Here is a 23,325-nt window from a genome sequence, read left to right as displayed (position 1 = left end):
AACCTCCAAGGATACAGATTGATTTATGTTATTATTCCCTGATTTGTCCAGTACCGTACACGCGATATTTGGTTGAAGTCAAGGCAGGCAATCCCATTGGGCCGCGGGCATGTAATTTTTGTGTGCTGATTCCGATCTCGGCACCAAACCCAAACTCGAAGCCATCCGTGAAGCGGGTGGATGCATTGTGGTACACGGCTGCCGCGTCCACTTCTTGCAGAAAACGTTCGGCATGGGCTTTGTCCTCGGTGACAATACACTCTGAATGCATCGTACCGTAACGGGCAATATGTTCCAGTACTTCGTCCAGATTGTCCACGACCTTGACGTTCATAATGTAATCATTATACTCGGTGCCATAATCCTCTTCTGTAGCAGGAACAGCCCAAGGAGCCAATTCTCGTGTGCGTGCACAGCCGCGTAGCTCAACCCCCGCATCACGAAAGCGTTCTGCCAATCCTGTTAAGTGTGCTTTTGCATAATCCGAGTGTACGAGCAATGTTTCCATCGAGTTACACACGGACGGTCTTTGCACCTTGGCATTCAGTGTAATCGCTTCGGCCATTGCTGCATCCGCTGTAGCGTCCAAAAAGGTATGGCATACGCCAGCTCCGGTTTCAATGACAGGTACGGTAGCGTTCTGGACAACATTTTGAATGAGCGAACGCCCGCCGCGTGGAATAATTACATCCAGCAAGCCGTTCAAGGTGAGCATTTCGTTGACCGAGGCACGGTCTGAATCTTCAATAAGTTGAAGCGCCTCGCGTGGCACAGCTGTTGCGTCTAGTGCCTGCTGGAGTACTTCGATAATCTTGCGGTTGGAGAAGAGGGCGGCCGAACCACCGCGTAGCACAACCGGATTGCCTGTTTTCAAGCACAGGCCCGCGGCATCCACGGTTACATTTGGGCGCGCTTCATATATGATGCCGATGACACCCAGCGGCACACGTATCTTCTCAATTCGCAGACCGTTTGGACGTTCAATTTGCTCAAGGGTGTCGCCGACCGGGTCAGGTAGTGCCACAATTTGGCGTAAACCTTCGGCAATAGCCCCGATTCGGTCCTCGGTCAGCGTGAGGCGGTCGAGCAGCGATTCCGATGTTCCCTGCTCCCGTCCATGTTTCAGGTCATTATGGTTTGCTGCAATCAGCTCTTCAGTATGGTTTACTAGAGCTTCAGCCATAGCAAGCAATGCTTCGTTTTTCTGTGCTGTAGTCAGGCGGTTCATGACCCCGGCACTTTTTTTGGCAAGATTCGCTTTGGTTCGTACTTCGCTAAACTGATTCTCCTCAGTTGCAGCTGTGTTAGTCGTTAAATCATTCATGTTACGGCCTCCCTACATACATAATGTAATCCATTCATCCCTGTGAATCACCTCAAGCCGATGAATGGGACCAATTTTGCCCACAACCTCACCGCTCGGTAATCCTTGTACCATTCGAAGCTGTTCATCGTCATAATTGACGATGCCGCGTCCTAACACTTTATTTTCCGGTCCGAGCACCTCAACGACATCTCCGGTATGAAAGCTGCCCTCGACACGTCGTACGCCAACCGGAAGTAGACTGTGTCCTCCGTGAACCAATGCTTCCTCGGCCCCTTCGTCTACATGCACCGCACCCAGAGGGGTGGACATAAATCCAAGCCATTGTTTTTTCATCGGAAGTGAAGAGAGGTGAGTGTCAAAATATGTTCCTGGTCCGTGTCCTTCGACGGCTGCGTCTAGATCGCCATTCGCGCTTACACGTCCCACATATACAGGCACACCGCCGCGTGTAGCGACTTTGGCAGCTTCGATCTTGGATCGCATGCCGCCAGTACCTACAGACGATCCAGAACCTCCAGCTAATGCATAAATCTCCTCTGTAATTTCTTCGATACGTTCAAAACGTACAGCATTCGGATGCTTGCGCGGATCTGCTGTATATACGCCATCGGTGTCCGTAATGATAATCAGATGCTGCGCTTTGACCAGATTGGCAACCAGCGCGGACAGCATATCGTTATCGCCGAATTTCAATTCGTCAATCGATACCGTGTCATTTTCGTTAAAGATCGGGATAACCTGCTGGCGCAGCAATTCTTCTACGGTCATTCCGGCATTATTCATCCGTTTGCGGCTCAAAAAGTCACTACGGGTTAGCAGAACCTGCGCGATCACTAGGTCAAAATCTTTAAAAGCCTGCTCATAGGCCTGCATGAGAAGAGCTTGGCCAACAGCCGCTGCCGCCTGCTTTTCATGCAGTAGCTTAGGACGAAACGGGTAACCAATCTCTCTGAATCCCGCGGCTACTGCTCCTGATGTAACCAGCAGCACTTCATGACCTTTTGCACGAAGCAAGCTGATTTCCCGGGCAAAATAAGCGATGGCTTCCCGATTCAAACCACCTTCCACTCCAGTTAGAGAGCTGCTTCCAATTTTAATGACGATTCGTGTTGACAAGACGTCCACTTCCTTAATTTTACACTTTTTAATGCAAAAAAACTTCCATCCTTTGTATGCAAAGGACGAAAGTTTGTGCTTCCGCGGTACCACCTTCATTGATGATTCATGATCATCCCACTTGAAACCTGTTAACGGCAGGGACCGCCTGCTTGCGCAGGGCACTCGGGGATAGGAGTTGGGAGAGAGTCCAGGTAAATTCTTGCAGCCTATCGGAATTTACTCTCTGAACAGGACCGAGTCTCTCTTAATAGTCCCTTCAACGCGCTAAATGATATTGGATACAGAATACCACGAAAAGACCAGGTTTGGCAAAGAAGTTGTAGCTGGAAAATACGGCTTAACCAAACAGGTTTAGCTTGCCAATTCGATCAGCCGCCTCGGTCAGTCGAGCTTCTGAGCTCAGCAGTCCCGCTCGCACATATCCTTCGCCGCCACTCCCGAAGCCAATCCCTGGAGCGACAGCCACCTTGGCTTCCCGCAACAACAGATCGGCAAAAGAAGTGGAAGTATAGCCCTGCGGCACAGGCAGCCAACTGAAAAAGGAGCCGCTTGGGCGCGTCGCCTTCCAGCCTATTTGCCCAAGTGCATCATAAAAAGCGTTACGGCGTGATTCATAGCGGGCTACCAGCTCGCCTACGCAGTTCTGCGAGGCCGTCAAGGCTGTCGCCGCCGCTGCCTGAATGCCGCCAAACAAGCTTACATAAATATGATCCTGCAGCAGATTAACCATCGAGATGATTTCGGCATTACCGAGCGCGAAACCAACACGCCAGCCCGCCATATTGTACGTTTTGGACAAGGTATAGAACTCAATCCCCACGTCTTTAGCACCCTCAGCTTGGAGGAAGCTCACCGGACGTTCGCCATCAAATCCAATAGCGCCATAGGCGAAATCACTGGCAACCACAATACCGTTACGTTGCGCGAATTCAACTGTATCCTCGTAAAAGGAAAGTGGAGCCGTTGCTGAGGTTGGATTATTCGGATAGTTAAGGAACATTAACTTGGCGCGTCGGCGGTCTTCCTCGGAAATGGTTTCATAATCGGGTAGAAAACGGTTCTCTTCCTTTAATGGGAGAAAGGACATTTTCGCTTTAGCCAAGGCTACGCCAGACCAGTAGTCCGGGTAGCCGGGATCAGGGACGAGACACACATCGCCGGGATTGAGTAAGACTTGCGGCAGCTGAACCAAACCCGTTTTTCCGCCAAACAGGATGGCGACCTCGGTTTCAGGGTTGAGCGTCACACCGTAATCCTGCTGATAGCGCTGGGCAACGGCTTCCTTGAGAAAGCTGTAACCGCGAAATGGCGAATATTTATGATACAGCGGGTTATCCGCTGATTCCTGCAAAGCTTTTACAATATGAGAAGGAGTGGGGGTGTCCGGGTTCCCTTGCCCGAGATTAATGACATCATGTCCCGCCGCAATTTCACGGTTTACATTTTGTACAAGTGTGGCAAAAAATTGAGTGGGTAACTGTTTCATGACGTCAGCGGAGGGAATAGAAAAATGAGCCATCAATTCACACGACCTTTTGGAATAGTTTAAGAAATAATCTATCACGATTTTACCGAGTTGTATAGGGGGAATTAAGCTTGCATGGTTGCGTAATCCAGACTGATCGGGCTATGATGGGAGAAAATACCGGACAATGGGTCACGGGAAGCTCTGGCTCACAAGGAGGATGAAGGATTTTGACGTATCAGGAAGCTCAGCCGTTCAGTGTTGCACTCATACAAGCTCATATAGAGATAGGAAATCCCCTGGAAAATCGCAGTCATATCCGAGCTTTAATGGAGCAAGCGGTGATAGCCGAGCTAAAGCCGGATCTGATTGTCCTGCCGGAAATGTGGAACACAGGCTATGCCTTGGATCGTATTTATGAGCTGGCGGACAAGGAAGGGATGGAGACTCGGGCATGGATAGCAGCATTCGCTGCCACCCATGAAGTGAACGTAGTAGCTGGGTCGATCGCAGAGAAAAAAAGCGACGGTCATGTGTATAATACGATGCTCGTTTTTGACCGAACAGGCAGAGAGGTTGCTTCGTATTCCAAAATTCATCTATTCCGACTTATGGATGAAGAAAAATATTTGCAGCCTGGCGAAGAAAAGGTTTTATTCGCACTGGATGGCGGGATTCAGGCAGGTGCGTCGATCTGCTATGATATCCGGTTTCCTGAACTAGCCCGCAGTTTGGCCCTGTCGGGCGCAAATTTGCTGATCGTACCCGCAGAATGGCCTCATCCCCGGCTTCATCACTGGCGTACCTTGCTAACCGCACGTGCTATAGAAAATCAAATGTATGTCATTGCTTGTAACCGGGTAGGTCGTAGCGGAGAAACTGATTTCTTCGGGCATTCGCTCATAATTGATCCATGGGGAGAAATCATTGCTGAGGGCGGAGAGCAGGAGGAGATTCTCAGAGGAACAATTGAGTCTGCCTTGGTGCAGGACGTGCGTGGTCGTATTCCGGTGTTTGAAGATCGGCGTCCCTCACTATATGACCGATAATCAGTGTAGAAAGGAATACTCATGCTTAAGGAACGCATTGAATTTTTGTGTAAAAAGAAAAACTTGTCCCGTAAAGAGCTGGTAGACGGGCTGGTGACACCTGCACATTTTGCGAATATATTGGCTGACCGTTACCCGTTGGCAGAGGATTTGGCCGAGCAAATTGCTGGGCGTTTAGGTGTAAACCCTTCCTACCTCTTGCGTGCAGCGGCAGAGGATGAGGAGACGCTGGCTACAGCGGATAAGATTTTCACAGAGCTGTCCAAGCTGGCTAATCCTGCCACGGAAAGCTATGTGGATCAGCTGGAGGATCGTAACGATTCGCTTGTGGTGGAAATGACGACTTATTTGATGAAGGCCGTTTATTACCAGCAGTTAAATGACCCAACGGCCTATGAGTATTTACATGAAACCTATTTGAATTTTTATTTGGAGAAGTTTGGTCGTTCGGATGAGGTGGAGCTGCCCGCACCGCTAAAAAAAGCAATTTTATTTTATAAAATCCAGTATTTCCGCTCTAAAAATCATTATTATGATGTGCTGAATAATGTTACGCAGCTAACCCGCCTGGTGGAAGAGGGGACGGAAAACTGGCTCAATGCGCAAAACATTATGATGGAGGCCTGCATTCAGGTTAAGCAATTTGATCAGGCGAAGCAGGTATTCGAGCAGACGATGAGAAAGGTGTATGATGATCGGCTTTTTCACCGTTTGACGGGCCTGTATGTGGCTTATAGCGGATATTGTTTTGCCATGGGTTCTGTGCAGGAAGCACTGTTAACGCTGTCTATGGCTGAGGCCAATCTGGTCTATTTGGAAAACGCGGCAGATATGCTCACGACCATCCTGAACAACCGGATTATTATGCTGACATCGATTGGAGAGCTGGACAAGGCATTGGAGGAAGTAGGACGTTTTGAAGCGCTGGTGAGTCGGGAGCGGGAGGAAATGCAGCAGATGATGATGCCCGTTACACTGATATATCGTTGTGAGATTGCGTTTGTGCGGAAAAATTGGGGGCTTCTCTCACAGCATTTGGATCAACTGCGTAAAACAAATCTGACAACAGATCAGCAAATGGGACTTGATTTTTATGAGAGCCAGCTGGCGCTTGCGCAAGGGAATCAGGACGCCTTTTGGGTGCATGCCTTGCAATGCTTGCCTTATTTTGAAGCTCTCCAACATCCAGCGCGGCTTGAACAGTTATATGAAACGCTGGCTGTTGTGTCTGAGGACAGTCGTCGTTATAAAGAATCATCGGCGTATTATCGCAAACTGGTCTATCTTTTACGAAAAAAATAGCCTGAATTCACTCGTTTTTCACAAAACTATCGGATGGATCGTTCGAAAGAATGCTCGGAAGTGTGCAAAATTTTGTGCAAATCGTGCCAAAGTTCAAAAATAAACCGACAAAATACAGGTTAAAGCTCCTGTTTTTTCGGTTTTTTTTGTATGCGCCAAAACGTATTGTGATGCCATATATCCTCTTTTATACTGAATTTATAGGGAACGACAATACAAAATACGAGGTGCAACCACATGATGATTTTCTTCGGTAAAAAGAAAAAACAGCAGGATGCGATAGAACAAGCAGATCAACTGATGAATAAGGGTTTGTCCGGGTTATTTATGAAAGGTCTAGTACCCAAAGAGCATCGAGAGCAGATCAATCAAAGCTTAAACTTAGCAAAACAAGCTCAAACGGCGGCTAACGGTGGTTTGGCGATGGCAGCGACTGCGGGTGTTATTTCGGTAACAGATACCGGAAAGCTCGTGAATTTTGATCCGAATGTGGTGCTTGTGCTGGATGTGACAGAATCAAACGGCAACCGATATCAAAAAACACTGGAAACGCTCGTGTCGAAGCTGCAAATTCCGCGGCCTGGAGATACGGTGGGTCTGGGAAGCAACCCGATAAATCCATCAGAGCTGATCTATATGGGTCTGGTGACAGCGTAAAATGAATGAGGTGGTTCACCCTATCTTGCTGACATATATTTTAAACAGATGATTGAAAAGGGGTTTTGGAGGATGAAAGGATTTTTGAGTATGATCGGGGTACTTTTGGTGTTTGGTGTAGGCTTCTCACCATTCTTGGCTAACTACTTATGGGATGATCCATTTTTGATTATGGATGCTCCGTGGTTTAGACCGTTAATTTACACAGGTTTTGCGCTTATTTTTCTACCTGGTATTTTAGGTGCGTTTTTTGGAGGGGGTAAAGTCAAGAAGGGTGTTCCTGGGGTAGGGATCATTACAAGTGTTCAGCAAACAGGGACTTATGTAAACAATCAGCCGCAGGTGAAACTTGGGTTGACCGTAACCAAACATGGAGAAGACAAATATGATACTGCTTTGACGACGATTATTCCTTTAACTTCCATGGCTCAATTTCAGCCAGGCTCGATCATTCCCCTCGTAATATCGGAGAAAGACAAAAAGAAAGTAGGACTTGACCTGGAAGGGCAGGTGTCGCAGACGGATTTGCAAGCGTTAATGAATGAGCAAATGGTTAAGCAGGGCGTATCGCCCGAGCTGATGGAAATTGCTAAAACTGGTGAGCAGGCATATGCGAAGGTGCTGGATGTTACACCCATGGGTGAAGCGGGACCCCATAAAATTAAGCTTCAATTTACGCTGAGTGTTACGAAAAGCAACGGCGATACCTTTAATGTAACCACGCAAAAGGATGTTTTTTCTTCCCAACTATCCAAGCTGCAGCAAGGAAGCATTATAGAGGTCATTTATTCACCTCAAGATCCTTCGAAATTGGTCTTTAAAACACAAGTGAGTGAAGCCGAGGTACAGCAAGCATTTGGTTCTTCTCGATCATAAAAAAGTTTTTTTATGATACCTGTTTCAGATACAGCCTATAGGTGTATTATAATAGTATCCCGACACCAGGAGGTTGATAACGATGGATAACCAAAGTAGATCCGAACTGGCGAATAGGGATGGCCTGTCACGGCCGAGAGGCTTAAATAGACAGGTTGTCGGAAACAATTATGAAATGGGCTATGATCAGGATAAAAGTCCACCAGATTTAGGGAGACCCTGATCAAAAAAAGGCGAGGACAGGCACTTTGGGATCACACAGCACATTGGAACTGAGGTAGGAGTTTCTTGGGAGACCAAGGCTAGAGACCTTAAGGAAAGAAGTGATGCGGGATGGATAAAGTGGAGTTTCCGAGTAAACGTAAAGTAATCAGGCGAGGCTGACATGAAATTCAAATGAACATGAAATGTGGTTCGTTGAAGACAGATGGAAGCAACATCGCAACAGTGTAATCGAACCCGTAAAGTAAATGAAGTATTGAAAGTATAGGGGTGAAGCCCCGGGACCGCCTCTTCTCTGGCTTTTGCTAGGGAGGAAGACGGTCCTTTTCACATTCGAAGCTACTTTTGAGAAAGTTGCTCGACCGTTTCTCGGAAGGTATCAATAAAGGCTTCGGCAGCTTTGGACAAATAACGTCCGTTTCGGTAAGCAATGGCCAGGGTACGGCTGGGGGTAGGTTCGGCGAGTGGCAATAATGCTGGAACAAACTCGCTGCTGGCGGCGCGGGCGATAAAACGGGGGACGAGTGTCACTCCCATACCTGTCGCTACGAGCGATTGGAGCGTCTCCATATTAGTGCTTTCAAATACCACATTGGGTTCAAAGCCCGCCTGATGACACAGATCCATTGTCAGCTTGCGAAAGCCTTGCCCTTTTTTCAGAACGACAAAAGGCTCATCTTTCAGTTCTTCCATATGCACAGGCTGCGGATGGTCTCCGTTTTTACGCAGGGCTAGGGGGTGACCCGGAGGAACAGCAAGATCAATCCACTCTTCACCGATGGGCACATAGGAAAGTGTAGGTTCAACTAATGGAAGAGATAGCAGGCTGAGATCTGTGTCCCCACTGGCCGTTTTTTTCTCCAGATTCATGGAAGAATCCTCGACTAACACGATTTCAATGTCCGGATGAGCTTTCTTGAATACAGGCAGCACATGCGGCAGCAAATGAGAACCTGTGATGGGCATACTGCCAACCACAACCTTCCCTTTTCGCAACTGAGAAATATCGTCCATTTCCTGCCGAAGTTGCTCGACTGCATCAACTATTTTTTTTGCCTTTTCCACAAAGCTTGCTCCTGCATGTGTTAATTCCACCGTGCTGGTGTTGCGTTGAAATAAAAGTACCCCAAGTTCTTTTTCCAGTTTGGACAATTGTTGGCTCAAAGAGGGCTGAGCAATATGCAGTTTTTCTGCTGCGCGTGAGAAATTTTTTTCCGCTGCTATTTGCAGGGTGTACTGAAGCTGTCTGAATTCCATCGAATTTTGCGCTCCTTGTCTTATAAGCTTTACCTATTACATCATAGACTGATTATACAATAATAAAATGAAATGCCCAATCCTAACGAATCTCATGTGTCACAAGTTTTATATAGATGAAGCTTTTTTTCGTAAATAGAGTCTTTTAATGCAGATAACCAATTCTCTTAACATTCTCCTGATAAAACGTGATTAATCTTAGTTCTGGTTGTACAAAAAAGGTCTGGGAGGAAAATGAATGCTAAAATGTTGGGGGATACATACGAAAAAATCGGTGGCTGCACTTGTAGCGACTATGATGCTAGCAGCAAGCGGCGGGACGGCGATGGCAGTCGAAAAGGACACATCGATTAAAAATGTAATTATTTTGATTCCAGACGGTATGGCTAATGACGCCACTGCACTGGCTAGATGGTACAAAGGATCTTCTTTAACGTTAGACAGCATGGCAAGCGGCATGGTGCGTACGCATTCTGCGGATGCTCCGATTGCCGATTCTGCTCCAGCAGGTACTGCTTTTGCCACAGGACATAAATCTCATACTGGGTATGTAGGTGTCCTTCCTGATGAAGCGACAATGCCTGGACAACAACCCATTGCAGCGGGTGACGCCAAAAAGCCTGTAGCTTCCATTCTCGAGGCTTCCAAGCTGGCAGGTAAATCGACCGGAATTATTGCGACTTCGGAGATTATGCATGCGACACCAGCTGATTTTACCGCACACTATCCTGATCGTAAAAATTATGATGCACTCAGCATGCAGCAAGCCTACAACGGGGTTGATGTAGTGTTAGGTGGAGGCGGCAAGTTTTTGGAGGCAGCAGGGCGTAAAGATGGCCAAGATTTGGTAGCCCAAATTAAAGACCAGGGTTATGACTTTGTCACGACACCTGAAGGGTTGAAAAATTCGACCTCCAGCAAGCTCTGGGGCAGCTTTTCTCCCGAAGCCCTTGCGTATAACCTGGATCGCGATGCATCCAAGGAACCTAGTCTGGCAGAAATGACATCGAAAGCAATTGATGTGTTGTCCAAAAACGATAAAGGCTTCTTCTTAATGGTAGAAGGCAGTAAAGTGGATTGGGCCGCCCATGCAAATGATCCAACCGGAATTATTAGTGACGTGCTTTCGTTTGACGATGCGGTGAAAGTTGCTGTGGATTACGCCAAACAAAACCAAAATACTGTCGTCGTAGCAGTGACAGACCACGGAAACGGTGGATTGACAATTGGGAGCAGCGACACAACTAGCAATTATGACAAAACGCCTTTAGCTTCTTTTATAGACCCGCTGAAAAAAGCGAAGCTGACGGGTGAAGGCTTGGAAGCCAAACTGAATGCAGATCGCAGCAATATTAAAGAGGTGCTTTCCACGTATTTTGGGATCACCGATTTGACAGACGAAGAAGTAAAAACCATTAAAGATGCCAAAGAAGGCAGTATGAACTATGCTGTCGGACCGATCATTAGCAAACGTGCGAATATTGGCTGGACTACAGGCGGACATACAGGAGGCGATGTCGTGTTGTACACGTATGCGCCGAACGGAGATCGTCCAACCGGTGTAATCGACAATACAGATGTCAATAAATATATGACACGTGTACTTGGACTGGATTTGGATACGGTCAGCAAGCAGCTGTTTATTCCTGCAAAAGCCGCTTTTGAAGCTAAAGGAGCTAAGTTTACTGCGGACACGAAAGTCATTACAGTGACCAAAGGCAGTAACAAGCTGGAGCTTCCGGTATACAAAAATATCGCTACGCTGAATGGTAAAAATACCATGCTCAACGGTGTAGTTGTATTTAACGGCGTTGATTATTTTGTACCCCAGCAGGCGATTGATTTGATTCAGTAATAAGCAGAACCATCGACAAGGGCTGTTTCTTCCATTAGAGGAAGAGACAGCTTTTTTGTGTGTTGATATAAATGTGTATTTTTTGGGGCAGAAGTTGGAGGAGGTTTTTATAAAATGGGATTTTTTGTGAAACTAATCACGTTACATCCTCTCCGATATTGCTAGAATAATATATGTACGGTACAAGCCGCTGATGATGTGAAGTCCGGATGGACGAGGGAAGAAGGGATGAGTCACGGACGAATTATTACTGCGTCTAGCTGACGGCAAGGAATGGACGCATACGGAAATGATGGAGCTGCTGACATGTCTGGATGATGAGCCGGCGCTGCGGACTCAACTGAGGCACCTGGCAGCTCGCACCAAATTGGAGCGCTATGGCAAAGGTGTTTTTTTACGGGGATTAATTGAATTCTCCAGTATATGTCGTCAGGACTGCATGTACTGTGGACTGCGTGCTTCGAATAAACAGGCAGATCGTTACCGTTTGCAGCCGGAAGAAATTCTGGCCTGTTGTGCGGAGGGGTATGAACTCGGTTATCGGACCTTTGTGCTGCAAAGTGGGGAAGATTACTGGTTTACAGCAGCCCGACTGACGAAATTGATTCGAGAAATTAAAAGCCGTTTTGCGGATGTGGCGGTTACATTGTCCATCGGTGAACGGGATGATGAAACTTATGAGCAATTATACGAGGCGGGCGCGGACCGTTTTTTGCTGCGGCATGAGACAGCTTCCCCCCGTTTGTACGCCAAGCTGCATCCGACGATGACGATGGAAAGCAGGCGCAGCCGTCTGCTGGCTTTGCAACGAATCGGTTTTCAGATCGGGGCCGGATGTATGGTGGGGTTACCAGGACAAACGAATAGTGAATTAGCAGACGATTTGGTCTATCTACACAGCCTGTCACCAGATATGATCGGGATTGGTCCTTTTTTACCGCATAGCAACACGCCGCTTCGGGATGCCAGTCAGGGGAGCATGGAAAAGGCGCTCGATATTATTTCGTTATCCCGATTGGTTGTTCCAGATGCACTTATTCCGGCGTCCACGGCAATGGGAACGATTCATCCCCATGGCAGGGAGAAGGCGCTTCAGGCAGGGGCAAATGTGGTGATGCCCAATTTGTCGCCACTGGCGGTGAGACCTAAGTATGCGATTTATGAGAATAAAATATGTTTGGGCGATGAGTCTGCCCAATGTCGACATTGCCTGGAGCTGCGGATTCGTGGAGCGGGATTTGAAGTCGATATGGGGCGCGGCGATAGTTTGAGGGTGCAACGACAGCTAATGAGACAGGAAACTTTGTGAGGCCATAACGGAAACATTGCAGTAACCATAAATAAGGAGATGGGTATACGTGAGTGGAGTACGGGAGAAAGTGTCAGCGGATTTTATTAATGAAGCAGAGATTATGGCAGCAGTGGAGCAGGGGAAACAAGAGGCAACAGATCGACACCGTATTTTAGAAATTTTAGAAAAAGGGAGAGCCTGCCGGGGACTGAGTGCGAGTGAAGCGGCGGCTCTTTTGCATGTGGATGATCCTGAATTATTGGAAGAGATGTTCAAATCTTCGAGGGCAGTCAAAGAACAAATTTATGGCAACCGGATTGTGCTGTTCGCCCCTTTATATGTAAGCAACCACTGCGTGAATAACTGCGAATATTGTGGTTATAAACATACCAATGACAGCTTTACTCGTAGCCGCCTGACACCGGAGGAATTGGTGGAGGAGGTTAGAGTGCTTCAAGAACTGGGACACAAGCGGCTCGTGCTGGAAGCGGGGGAAGACCCAGTCCATTGTCCCATTGACTATATCGTCGATTGTCTGCGCCAGATCTATGAGGTCAAGGTAGATAACGGCAGCATTCGGCGGATCAATGTGAATATTGCATCCACAACCGAGGAGGACTATCGGAAGCTGGCAGAGGTGGGCATTGGTACGTATATTTTATTTCAGGAAACGTATCATCGGGAAAGCTATCGTAAATTCCACCTGCAGGGACCAAAGCGGGACTTTGATTGGCACACCACCGCAATGGACAGAGCCATGCGTGCGGGTATAGATGATGTGGGGATCGGTGTGTTGTACGGCCTGTATGATTTCCGCTATGAGACCGTAGCGATGCTGAAACATGCCGAACACTTGGAAGAAGCCTTTGGCTGTGGCCCTCATACGGTTTCAGTTCCACGATTGCGTCCGGCTGAAAATGTAGATCTGGAGCGATATCCGTACCTGGTCAACGATGAGGATTTTATGAAAATTGTATCCGTTCTTCGACTGGCTGTCCCTTATGCTGGTATGATCCTGTCCACACGCGAGGAGCCGGAATATAGGGACCGCGTTATTGGTCTAGGCGTGTCGCAGATTAGTGCAGGTTCAGCTACAGGCGTAGGGGCATATGCAAAACAGGAAACTGATGATAAGCCTCAATTTGAGGTGGGGGATCATCGCTCACCATCGGAAATTATTAAAAGTCTGTGCCGTGGCGGATATATGCCGAGCTACTGCACAGCTTGCTACCGTGAGGGGCGAACTGGAGATCGCTTCATGGAGCTTGCCAAATCAGGGCAAATTCATAATGTATGCCAGCCGAATTCGCTGCTGACCTTCCAAGAATATCTGCTAGATTATGGGGATGAGGAGGCACGTGAACTGGGAGCTGCCGCTCTGCGAGAAAATCTGGAGCGTATACCACGTGAATCGACGCGCCGTTTGACGCTTGACAGACTGGAACGACTTGAAGCAGGCGAGCGCGATTTGTATTTTTAGCAATTTATATTATTCGTAGTATTATTTCATGCTATGAAATGCACATGATTTATAATAGAACTTGAAAATAAAAAGCAGTCGCGTTGGAATCAGCGCGACTGCTTTTGTGTGTCTGAAAAACATATGAATGACGAGATGAGGTCTTTAGGAATAACTGCCGGCTTCTACAGCTTGCTCCCATGCCAGCATAGCAGATGGAAAGCATTCAATAGCACGGGGAAAGACCCCCTGTACATAAGCAATGAAAATACCATAGTTCACAATCGGCACGCCGGCAGCTTTCGTTTCCGACATTCGATGAAGCATCGTACGCCGATTGAGCATGCATGCACCGCAATGAATAACCAATGCGTATTCGCTCAGATCATCAGGGAAGCTGGAACCGGATGCATGCTCGATGATGAGACGTTTGCCTATCGTTTGGCGGAGCCAGCGGGGAATTTTCACTCGACCAATATCGTCAGATTGGCATTGGTGAGTGCAGGCTTCGGCAATGAGTACGCGGTCTCCATCCTTGAGGCGATCAATGGCTCTTGCACCTCGTACCAGTTCGTCCAGATCGCCTTTATGACGGGCAAACAGGATGGAAAAAGAGGTGAGAGGCACATCCTTGGGCGTGTCGGCCGCTACTTTCATAAAAACCTGTGAATCGGTAATGACCAAGCGGGGGTTGTGCCCCAGTCGCTCCAGTGTCAATCGTAGTTCATGCTCTTTGGTCACTACGGCGATGGCATCGCTCTCTAGTGTATCGCGGATGGTTTGCTGCTGTGGCAGGATCAATCGGCCTTTTGGTGCAGCTTTGTCGATGGGAACGACCAGCACAACAACATCGCCGGGTGACAACAAGTCACCGACGATACGGAAACGATCCTCGTTTTGGGGGAGTGTATTCGTGATAGCCTTTTTCAGTTCCGTGTCTCCCTGGAGCAAAGATGCACTGAAAGGAATCAGGGTGAGATCCAGTTCAGTTGCCAGTTTTGTAGCCTTTATATCTGATTGAGTAAGGGTATCTATCTTATTCAATACCCCAATAACAGAAATCTTTTTGGTGCGGAGCTTTTCGAGTAGCTCATGCTCGAATGGTCCGACTCCAACGGTGGCGTCGATAACGAGCAGGGCCAAGTCTGTACTATTAAGTATTTCTAGCGTTTTGTTGCGGCGCAGCTCCCCGACCTCACCCTCATCGTCCAGTCCGGCGGTATCTACCAGAACAATGGGACCCGCAGGGAGCAGCTCCATCGGTTTGAAAACGGGGTCCGTGGTCGTTCCTCCTACAGGAGACACCACAGCGACGGGCTGACCAGCCAGGGTGTTCAGAATGCTGGATTTGCCTGCGTTGCGGCGACCGAGCAGGACGATATGTGGTCGGTTGCTACGAGGGGTATCATTCATTCCCATGATGAGTTCCTTCTTCCTGTCCCGGAATTCCGGGCTTGGTTACTGTATAGGGATGGCATAATTGGTCAATCCGCGAACGGCTCAGTAGGCCGCGATCTTCTGCAATATCCTCTGGTGTGCGGCCTTGCACAATGGCTGCAGATGCAATGGAGGCAGCTTCATCATAGCCAAGCTCCGCGACCAGCGCAGAAGCCATCACGGCTGAGTTACGTAGATTTGTAATACAGCGTTCCTCACGCACGATCAGGCCGCGCACACATCGTTCCTCGAATAGTCGAACCGCGCTGTTCAGAATATGTAGTGATTCCAGCAGCGATTCGGCAATCAGCGGCAGGAATGCGTTTAGTTCCAACTGACCGGAGGCAGCGGCCATAGTGATAGCCGCATCTTCGGCTATCACACGCATGGCTGTGAGTCCTGCCATTTCAGCTATTACCGGATTGACCTTGCCAGGCATAATAGAGGATCCGGCCTGAACTGGAGGCAGCGTGTATTCGCCAATACCACCGAAAGGACCAGAGGCCAGTAGGCGAAAATCGCCAGATATTTTGTACAGATTCACGGCGGCTGATTTGAGTAGACCGGACACCTCCACAAAGACATCCATATTTTGAATCGGGTCCATCGGGTGGTCGCTGCGACTCAGTCCAAAGCCAGTCTCATCCGCCAGCTTTTCGACCATCCGATAGCTGTAAGCGCGGGGTGCGTTCATACCTGTGCCAATCGCCGTGCCTCCAATAGGGATTTCCCGCAGCCGTTCTTCGGCTTTATAGAGACGCCAGCGGTCGCGTGCTATAGCCTTTGCGTAGGCACCAAAGCCCTGCCCGGCCATCATGGGCAGGGCATCCATTAGCTGAGTGCGGCCCAGCTTGAGCAGGTCAGCATATTCTGTTTCTTTGTGCTGTAAAGCATCCTGTAATGAGGACATCGTGTCACTTAAAGGCCGAAGCAGTCGTATCGCTGCAATTCGTAGCGCTGTCGGATAGACATCATTCGTAGACTGGCAGCAGTTCACATCATCCAGCGGATGTACAATTTCATACTGCCCTGGTCTGCCTCCTAGTTGTACGATGGCCAAATTAGCAATGACCTCGTTTACATTCATATGGGTACTGGTACCTGCGCCGCCTTGCATGGCATCCACGGTAAACATATGTTGGTGCCGCCCGGCGAGTATTTCGTCGCAGGCATATACAATGGCAGAGACCCGTTGGGCAGGAAGCCGTTTCTGCTCACCATTCACTTGAGCGGCTACTTTTTTTACCAACACAAGAGCGTGGATCAGGTTTTGGTTCACGGGTCTGCCACTGACCGCAAAATTGTTCATCGCGCGAGCGGTGTGAATACCGTAAAAGGCGTCTGCGGGAATTTCCATCTCTCCTAGCGCATCCCGCTCGGTTCGCGTATTTGTAGGCAGAGGGAAACCTTCAGTCATAGACCCGTTGCCGGAATGCGTGTCATATGCAGTAGCTGACGTGCACTTGCAGCGCGTTTTTCCTCAACCCGGGCATGAACCAGATCTGGCTCGACCAGCTTGAGGGCTTGTGTTGGACATTTACCAATGCAGGCCGGGCCGCCGTCCACGCCTTCGCACAAATCACATTTGCTGGCAATCATGCGTTCTTTGGGCTGCAAACGTCCTGACATATTGGTATACAATCCGTCCTGCACGACAGGCTGCCCGTTTCGATACTCGGGTACCATGGTAATCGCGCCGTAAGGGCAGGCGATCATGCAGGTTTTACAGCCAATGCAGCTTTCGCTGTTAATGAGAATGCAGCCATCTGCGTTCGTAATAGAGCCGTTCGGACAAGCATTGGCGCATGGGGCATCCTCGCAGTGACGACACTGAACGGGTGCAGTGACTCCAAATGATTTGATAACCTTCAGACGAGGGTGAAAATGAAACTCATCATCTGGCGAGATAAAAGGGTTCTCCGCTGAATGTGCGATGACACATGCGATTTCACAAGTACGACAGCCGATACATTGATCGGGATCAGCTAAAACAAAACGGTTCATACAATTCGACTCCTCTCTAACTACCGACAAATATAATGTATACAGCATAAAAATAACTTAATGTATCAATGAATGGAGTAATCCGCATCCCCTTTGGTAGAAATAGTGTTGCTGCGGCTTTGCTTGCCGGACCCCCGTTGTTGGAAGGTGGTGTGCAGCAGATGATGCGACACATGACCCAGCGGCTCACCTAGAAATTCATCATAAAGTTTGATGATGTGAGGGTTCTCATGCGATTTTCGTACCTGATGTGCAGCATCATGTCCATAAATGGAGGATTTACGTGCCCGATAAGCTTCAATTCGTTGCTTTTCTAACATGAGCTTGGGTTGTCCCCCTCCGCTGATACATCCAGCAGGGCAGCCCATCACCTCAATAAAATGATAATCACATTCGCCCGCCTGAACACGATCCAGTAGCTGATAGGCATGTTGTAGCCCGGCGACGACCGCTACCTTGAGTTGCAGCTGGCCTACCTGAACCTCAGCTACTCGAATGCCTTCCTCACCACGTACAAAATCGAGCTGGAGCTTCGGCAGTTTTTCATTCGTCAGCAGCTCGTAACCTGTACGGATGGCAGCTTCCATGACTCCTCCGGTGACTCCAAAAATGGAGCCTGCACCTGAATATTGCCCTAACGGTGAATCGAATTCTTCATCAGGCAGGTTCGCAAAATCAATTCCGCGCTGCTTGATCCAGTATGCAAGTTCACGCGTGGTCAGTACCTCATCCACATCACGGTAACCGTCAGATTCCATTTCGGGACGATCGCACTCAAATTGTTTACAGGTACAGGGCATGATGGCAACGCTGTATATATTCGCAGGTTCCACCTCGTCCAGTTGTGCGCCATAAGATTTGATTAGCGCTCCTAACATTTGCATCGGAGATTTGCAGCTGGATAGATGGTCTAGCAGATCGGGATATTCAATCTCTGCAAATCGGACCCATGCTGGACAGCAGGATGTGAACATGGGTAAGGGACCGCCTTCGGTCACGCGACGAATTAATTCAGTGCCTTCCTCCATGATGGTCACGTCAGCTCCAAAGTTGGTGTCATATACCCGGTCGAAGCCAAGGCGGCGCAAAGCAGCAGCCATTTTTCCAGGTGTCAAGGTGCCGAACGGCATACCGAATTCCTCCGCGAGTGAAACACGAATGGCCGGAGCACATTGGACGATCCGAAACTGTCCAGGTTTGGTCATCATATCGCTAACCTTATTCAAGTTGTAGCTATAATAGGCAGCGAATAGCGGCTCTCTGATGTCGGCAGGCATATCGCGTTCTTGGATACGTTCCAGCCGTCTAGCGGCGCTTTCCTGTGGAGATGAACCTGCCCAGTCAGATGCGTATACGCTGCATATTTGTACACATTGACCGCAAATAACACATCGGTCTGCATTAACGGTTTGCGGTTCTCCAGGCAGTCCCTCTATGGCATCTACTGGACAAACCCCAGCACAGCGTCTGCATCCCGTGCAGAGCGTTGGGTCAATATGAATGACAGGGTCTGTGCAATCAGTCGTCTTCATACAAGGAGGTGAAGAGATCTTGTCTATTGTGGTTGACATGGTTTTCTACCTTTCTGCGGCTGATTTTGACCTTACAGGCGTGGGAAAAAGACTTCCCGCCGAGGCTCTGGAGGCGAGTCGGATATACCTTTGGCCAGCCGTAGGACATGATTCGGGCAGGCATCTACACATGCAGGCTGTCCGTTCTCTGTTTCCGCGCACAGATCGCATTTGCTTGCCGCGGTGCGGGGAAGGGCGACTCGATTTGCACGGTGAGTCAGGCCGGACTGCGTCACAAGGTGTCCGGCCCGGTAGACCGGAGACACCTCAATTGCCCCGAAAGGGCAGGCCAAAACACAGGAAGTACAGCCGATACATCGATCCTCATCTATCATGACGACGCCGTCCTCCTGACGAATGGCCTGCACCGGACAGGCATGTGCGCAGGGGGCATTTTCACAATGCCGGCATTGCACCGGCACATACGTATCCCCTGTACGAACAACATACACCTTGGGTACGACAGGAACGCTGACGGTTCCGACCGAAGCTCCTATACCGTTAGCCTGACTGTGAACGGCGAAGCACGCCAGTTCACAGGCTTTGCAGCCGATGCACTGCCCGGCGTCTGCGACTACAAAAGAAGAAGCAACAGCGCTTGTTCTACTGGCTGCTCCCATTCTACTCATCGAAGCTGACCGGGTTTCTGTCGGACGGTGCATCATATTCCCTGTGCCGCTCATCTCGTCACCTTATCAGCCAAAACAGCTTCCTGGACGTTCATCTGTTTGCGAATCTGTTGGTACGATTCATGTACATCACGTTCGGCCTGAGCTTGGTCGGCGATCCGTTCCAGGCGGATGGCACAGTATTTTAATTCCGGGGTTTTGGATACCGGATCGAGAAAATCAGCGGTCAGCTCGTTACAGGCTCCAACCCACCAGTGATAGGTCATGTAGGTTGCACCTTGTTGTACACGGTCACTGATTTGTGCCCGTGCCATGATGCGTCCTCGGCGAGAGGATATAGCAACAATTTCGCCATCCAGAATATTCAGATCTGCTCCGTCTTCTGGGCTAATCTGAATAAAGCCAGGCTCATCAGACAACTGGCGCAGCGCACGGCAATTGCCAGTCATGGTACGAACGGAATAGTGACCTACCTCACGGACTGTGGACAAGACAAGCGGGTATTTTGCATCCGGTTGTTCTTGTGGTGGACGCCATTCGCAGGCGAATAATCTGCCTTTGCCACTAGGTGTCGAAAATTGATTTCCTTTATACAAATACGGTGTACCTGGATGATCCTCAGTAGGGCAGGGCCATTGCACGCCGCCTTGCTGCTCCATTTTTTGGTAGCTGGCACCTGAGAATAATGGGCTGAGGCTGCGCATTTCATCCCAAATTTCCTCTGTGTTTGCATAGGACATAGGATAGCCCATGGCGGTAGCAACCTCGCTAATAATGGCCCAGTCTGGCTTAACATCACCCTGTGGCTCAACGGCCTTACGGATGCGCTGAAAGCCCCGATCTGCCGAAGAATATACACCGTCATGCTCGCCCCAGGCAGTAGAAGGGAGGATGACATCGGCGTGCAGCGCTGTTTTGTTCATGAAAATATCCTGGACCACGACAAATTCCAATTGGTCTAGGGCTTCACGCAACTCGGCGGCGTTCGGATCACTTTGTACAGGGTCCTCACCGAAAATGTAATAAGCTTTCAGCTTGTTCTCCTTCAGGATGAGGTGTGGTACCTCCGTAAGTGGATAGCCTTTTTTACGTGGCAGTTCAACACCCCATGCTTTTTCAAACTTTTTGCGAGCTGTGTTGTCTGTTACATCCTGATAGCCAGGATACACATTCGGCAAAGCGCCCATATCGCAGGAGCCCTGTACATTGTTTTGTCCCCGTACAGGTCCGATACCCACATTCGGCTTGCCCAGATTTCCGGTCAACAGTGCAAGGGAAGCGAGCCCCTTTACTACATCAACGGCCTGTGAAAATTGACATACGCCCATTCCGTACAAAATGGTAGCGGTAGGGGCCTTTGCATATTCCCTCATAGCCGCCCGGATATCGGCCGCCTTGACCCCTGTAATGCCTTCCGCATATTCGGGAGTATATTTTTTAATGCTGTCTACGTATTCGGCAAAGCCTTCGGTGTTTGCTTCAACATATCGTTTGTCGTACAGTCCTTCATGCACAAGTACATGACCAAAAGCGTTCACCAAAGCCATGTTCGAACCGCCCTTTAAGGGTAGCCACATATTCGAAATACGAGCTGTTTCGGTCATGCGCGGATCGCACACAATAATTTTGGCGCCTCTTTGCTTGGCAGCTACAATGCGTCTTGCGACGATCGGATGTGTTTCGGGTGCATTATATCCAAATACGAAAATGAGATCAGAGTGTTCAATTTCAGGAATAGAGTTGGACATAGCTCCATCTCCGAGCGAGTAAGTCAAACCTGCCACAGAAGGGCCGTGGCATACACGAGCGCAATGGTCAATATTGTTCGTGCCAATGACAGCCCGCATGAACTTTTGCATGACATAATTGGCTTCATTTCCCGGACCGCGGGCAGAGCCCGTTCCCATAATGGAGTCGGGTCCGTATTTTTCCTTAATTGCTGACAGCCGTTCGGCAGTATATTGAATGGCTTCCTTCCACTCCACTTCCTCCATAACTCCATTTTTGCGAATCATGGGCTTGCGCAAGCGTGCAGTCAGAATTTGCGGATCATTCAGAAAATCCCATCCGTAGTGTCCTTTCAGACACAACGTTCCTTCATTCGTACGACCACCAGCCGGCTCTGCGCCAATTACCTGTCCTTTTTCCACCAGCAAATGAAGCTGACAACCGCTCCCGCAGTAGGGACATACGGTCAATACCTTGTCTGCCATAAGTGCAGCACCTCTTTTATATGAAATAGATGAAACTCGTAACATAAAAAAAGCCAATACAAAAATGCCGCTTTACGCTGCATCCTGTACTGGCTTATCCGCGAGCGAGGAGACAAGCTCCTTCCCGCTAATCCAACCGGTGTATGTGTTGTAGTTCTAGAGTAATGATAATGTGTCCGTCTCCATGGACGGAGGGGCAGACCTCCCAAGTATAAGTGAAGGGACTGCCGAGTGTTTTTTCGGCTTCGTTCATAAACTCCTTTTCCAGATAGGGACGAAGGACGTCCCAATATTCTCTGACCTTGTCCTCAGCCCCTTCATGAACGAGAATTTCGGACAAATTAGACAATGTACCTCGAATTTCTACCGTAATCCGGAGCGGCGAATCCAGTGAAACCTTGACGTTGTCCGGTCCTTTTCCTCGGTAGTGCTTGACAATACACACGGCCAACTTCCTGATGCGCTCACGGTATTCCAATTCAGTATTCAACATCTGGACACTCCGCTTCGAATCAAAATAAAGGCGTACTTGCCGCGCATGCCAGACAGCCTGTGTAGCTGGTTTAGAACAAGACGTAACCGTCCCGACCAAAGTGGTCTGCCCAGCACGGCGTATCACCCTTCTATGGTAGAACAGGTTGACCCGGAAAGATGTGAAATTCATTACACTGAACCAAAATTTTACATAGATTTGGCCGCTCTTGAAGCAGCTATACCTCTATGGTTGGTATGATGCTTCTCGTTCCACCGCGTTGTTCGTACAGCTCCAATACCAAAGCAGTGGATGACACACTATGGGCTGAGATTAGTAAATGGCATTCCCAAAGCCCTCTATAGTGAAATAGCACAGTGCGAATCTCAGATATTTATAGTAAAGTTAAAATAAAGAGAAGAGGTCCGTGCGAGAATGCATGGACCTCTTCAAACCATTAGCAATTGATTTTTTATGAAACTTTACTGTTTAACCAGCACGGATAATTCACCTTCAAAAACTTGCTCCTCTTTGTTGTTGAAAGTCGACAGAAATACAGTAACGAGTCCTGTTCCATTCCTCATCTCTTTTACTCCAATCACTTCAACAATGGTGTACAATTCGTCGCCTGGATATACTGGTTTAATAAATTTAATATTATTCATTGCAGTTCCAGCAATAACCTCATCACCGTAACTGCCTGTTTCAACCCAAAGCTTAAAAGAAACAGCTAATGTTTGAATTCCTGAAGCGATAATTCCATTAAACCTGCCTTGTAATGCTTTCTCTTCATCTAAATGCATATATTGCGGGTCAAACTCCCTTGCAAATCTGGTAATGTCCTCTTTAGTTAATTTTAAAGACTTGGTTTTAAATACTTGTCCGATATAAAATTCATGAAACCGCATTATTACACCTCTTGATTAAATTATTTGCTTATTTATATTAGAGTAGCATAATATCACCAATCAAGTTAAACTGCCCGTCAGCTTAATGACGTATTGTCAGTCTACAACTTTATATTCACCGAACAATATGTCCCTTTAAAATTCGTAGCGTTATAGCAACAAAACTAATTTAAGATACTCTTTGGAACTACTTATTTTATATACTTCGACAT

20 protein-coding genes are annotated in these 23,325 nt (G+C 48.4%); 8 read left to right on the top strand and 12 right to left on the bottom strand.

The genetic code is table 11. The features are described from left to right. Positions 1-31: 31 nt before the first annotated feature. From AC5ELV_RS05690 to AC5ELV_RS05680, 3 genes are all read right to left on the bottom strand, one after another. Positions 32-1,324, bottom strand: coding sequence for a glutamate-5-semialdehyde dehydrogenase (locus AC5ELV_RS05690; RefSeq protein ID WP_493429455.1), 1,293 nt, complete (start codon positions 1,322-1,324; stop codon positions 32-34). Positions 1,325-1,336: 12 nt separating this feature from the next. Next, positions 1,337-2,542, bottom strand: coding sequence for a glutamate 5-kinase (gene proB, locus AC5ELV_RS05685; protein ID WP_493429454.1), 1,206 nt, complete (start codon positions 2,540-2,542; stop codon positions 1,337-1,339). A gap of 241 nt (positions 2,543-2,783) precedes the next feature. Then, positions 2,784-3,965, bottom strand: coding sequence for a pyridoxal phosphate-dependent aminotransferase (locus AC5ELV_RS05680; protein WP_493429453.1), 1,182 nt, complete (start codon positions 3,963-3,965; stop codon positions 2,784-2,786). Positions 3,966-4,141: 176 nt separating this feature from the next. Between AC5ELV_RS05680 and AC5ELV_RS05675 the strand changes: the two genes are divergently transcribed. The 5 genes from AC5ELV_RS05675 to AC5ELV_RS05655 all read left to right on the top strand — a co-directional run bounded on the left by AC5ELV_RS05675 (position 4,142) and on the right by AC5ELV_RS05655 (position 8,018). Next, positions 4,142-4,960 carry a carbon-nitrogen family hydrolase gene (locus AC5ELV_RS05675; RefSeq protein WP_493429452.1) on the top strand — a complete coding sequence of 273 codons (819 nt, stop codon included), beginning with the start codon at positions 4,142-4,144 and terminating at the stop codon, positions 4,958-4,960. 21 nt (positions 4,961-4,981) lie between these two features. Further along, positions 4,982-6,262 carry a helix-turn-helix domain-containing protein gene (locus AC5ELV_RS05670; protein ID WP_493429451.1) on the top strand — a complete coding sequence of 427 codons (1,281 nt, stop codon included), beginning with the start codon at positions 4,982-4,984 and terminating at the stop codon, positions 6,260-6,262. A 237-nt stretch (positions 6,263-6,499) separates the two neighbouring features. Beyond that, positions 6,500-6,919, top strand: coding sequence for a hypothetical protein (locus AC5ELV_RS05665; protein WP_493429450.1), 420 nt, complete (start codon positions 6,500-6,502; stop codon positions 6,917-6,919). Between the two features lie 72 nt (positions 6,920-6,991). After that, on the top strand, positions 6,992-7,795 hold the full coding sequence (locus tag AC5ELV_RS05660) for a hypothetical protein (RefSeq protein WP_493429449.1): 804 nt from the start codon (positions 6,992-6,994) through the stop codon (positions 7,793-7,795). Between the two features lie 82 nt (positions 7,796-7,877). After that, entirely contained in the window at positions 7,878-8,018 is a 141-nt protein-coding gene (locus AC5ELV_RS05655) for a hypothetical protein (protein WP_023989112.1), read from the top strand. A gap of 338 nt (positions 8,019-8,356) precedes the next feature. Here AC5ELV_RS05655 and AC5ELV_RS05650 read toward each other — a convergent pair whose 3' ends face one another. After that, on the bottom strand, positions 8,357-9,274 hold the full coding sequence (locus AC5ELV_RS05650) for a LysR family transcriptional regulator (protein ID WP_025723122.1): 918 nt from the start codon (positions 9,272-9,274) through the stop codon (positions 8,357-8,359). A 238-nt stretch (positions 9,275-9,512) separates the two neighbouring features. On the opposite strand from AC5ELV_RS05650, the gene AC5ELV_RS05645 reads away from it, so the two are divergent. The 3 genes from AC5ELV_RS05645 (at position 9,513) to hydG (ending at position 13,900) form a co-directional block, all read left to right on the top strand. Then, positions 9,513-11,129, top strand: a complete 1,617-nt coding sequence (locus AC5ELV_RS05645) for an alkaline phosphatase (RefSeq protein WP_493429448.1) — start codon at positions 9,513-9,515, stop codon at positions 11,127-11,129. 250 nt (positions 11,130-11,379) lie between these two features. Next, on the top strand, positions 11,380-12,438 hold the full coding sequence (hydE, locus tag AC5ELV_RS05640; protein ID WP_493429864.1) for a [FeFe] hydrogenase H-cluster radical SAM maturase HydE: 1,059 nt from the start codon (positions 11,380-11,382) through the stop codon (positions 12,436-12,438). Between the two features lie 49 nt (positions 12,439-12,487). Further along, the gene (hydG, locus tag AC5ELV_RS05635) at positions 12,488-13,900 is read left to right on the top strand and encodes a [FeFe] hydrogenase H-cluster radical SAM maturase HydG (RefSeq protein ID WP_013310651.1); all 1,413 of its coding nucleotides are present in this window, start codon (positions 12,488-12,490) and stop codon (positions 13,898-13,900) included. A 144-nt stretch (positions 13,901-14,044) separates the two neighbouring features. Here the strand turns inward: hydG and hydF are convergent, their stop codons facing one another. From hydF to AC5ELV_RS05595, 8 genes are all read right to left on the bottom strand, one after another. Further along, the gene (hydF, locus tag AC5ELV_RS05630) at positions 14,045-15,298 is read right to left on the bottom strand and encodes a [FeFe] hydrogenase H-cluster maturation GTPase HydF (RefSeq protein ID WP_493429447.1); all 1,254 of its coding nucleotides are present in this window, start codon (positions 15,296-15,298) and stop codon (positions 14,045-14,047) included. Continuing rightward, positions 15,285-16,733 (bottom strand): aspartate ammonia-lyase, encoded by a 1,449-nt coding sequence (locus AC5ELV_RS05625; protein ID WP_493429446.1) that lies wholly within the window; start codon positions 16,731-16,733, stop codon positions 15,285-15,287. Before AC5ELV_RS05625 ends, hydF begins: the two co-directional genes overlap by 14 nt. Next, positions 16,730-17,320, bottom strand: coding sequence for a 4Fe-4S dicluster domain-containing protein (locus AC5ELV_RS05620; protein ID WP_013310648.1), 591 nt, complete (start codon positions 17,318-17,320; stop codon positions 16,730-16,732). Before AC5ELV_RS05620 ends, AC5ELV_RS05625 begins: the two co-directional genes overlap by 4 nt. 65 nt (positions 17,321-17,385) lie before the next feature. Further along, on the bottom strand, positions 17,386-18,891 hold the full coding sequence (locus AC5ELV_RS05615; protein WP_493429445.1) for a [FeFe] hydrogenase, group A: 1,506 nt from the start codon (positions 18,889-18,891) through the stop codon (positions 17,386-17,388). Positions 18,892-18,923: 32 nt separating this feature from the next. Beyond that, on the bottom strand, positions 18,924-19,574 hold the full coding sequence (locus AC5ELV_RS05610) for a 4Fe-4S dicluster domain-containing protein (RefSeq protein WP_493429444.1): 651 nt from the start codon (positions 19,572-19,574) through the stop codon (positions 18,924-18,926). Next, positions 19,571-21,733 (bottom strand): formate dehydrogenase subunit alpha, encoded by a 2,163-nt coding sequence (gene fdhF, locus AC5ELV_RS05605; RefSeq protein WP_493429443.1) that lies wholly within the window; start codon positions 21,731-21,733, stop codon positions 19,571-19,573. The genes AC5ELV_RS05610 and fdhF overlap by 4 nt, the downstream gene beginning before the upstream one ends. A 127-nt stretch (positions 21,734-21,860) precedes the next feature. Beyond that, a complete protein-coding gene (locus tag AC5ELV_RS05600; protein WP_013310644.1) occupies positions 21,861-22,226 on the bottom strand; it encodes a hypothetical protein in 366 nt (121 codons plus the stop codon). 461 nt (positions 22,227-22,687) lie between these two features. After that, a complete protein-coding gene (locus AC5ELV_RS05595; RefSeq protein WP_493429442.1) occupies positions 22,688-23,113 on the bottom strand; it encodes a MaoC family dehydratase in 426 nt (141 codons plus the stop codon). Between the last annotated feature and the right edge of the window lie 212 nt (positions 23,114-23,325).

It is taken from the genome of Paenibacillus sp. NMA1017 (genome assembly GCF_058895805.1).
The sequence above is the reverse complement of the archived record's forward strand: the minus strand, read 5'-3'. Positions and strand labels throughout refer to the sequence as shown.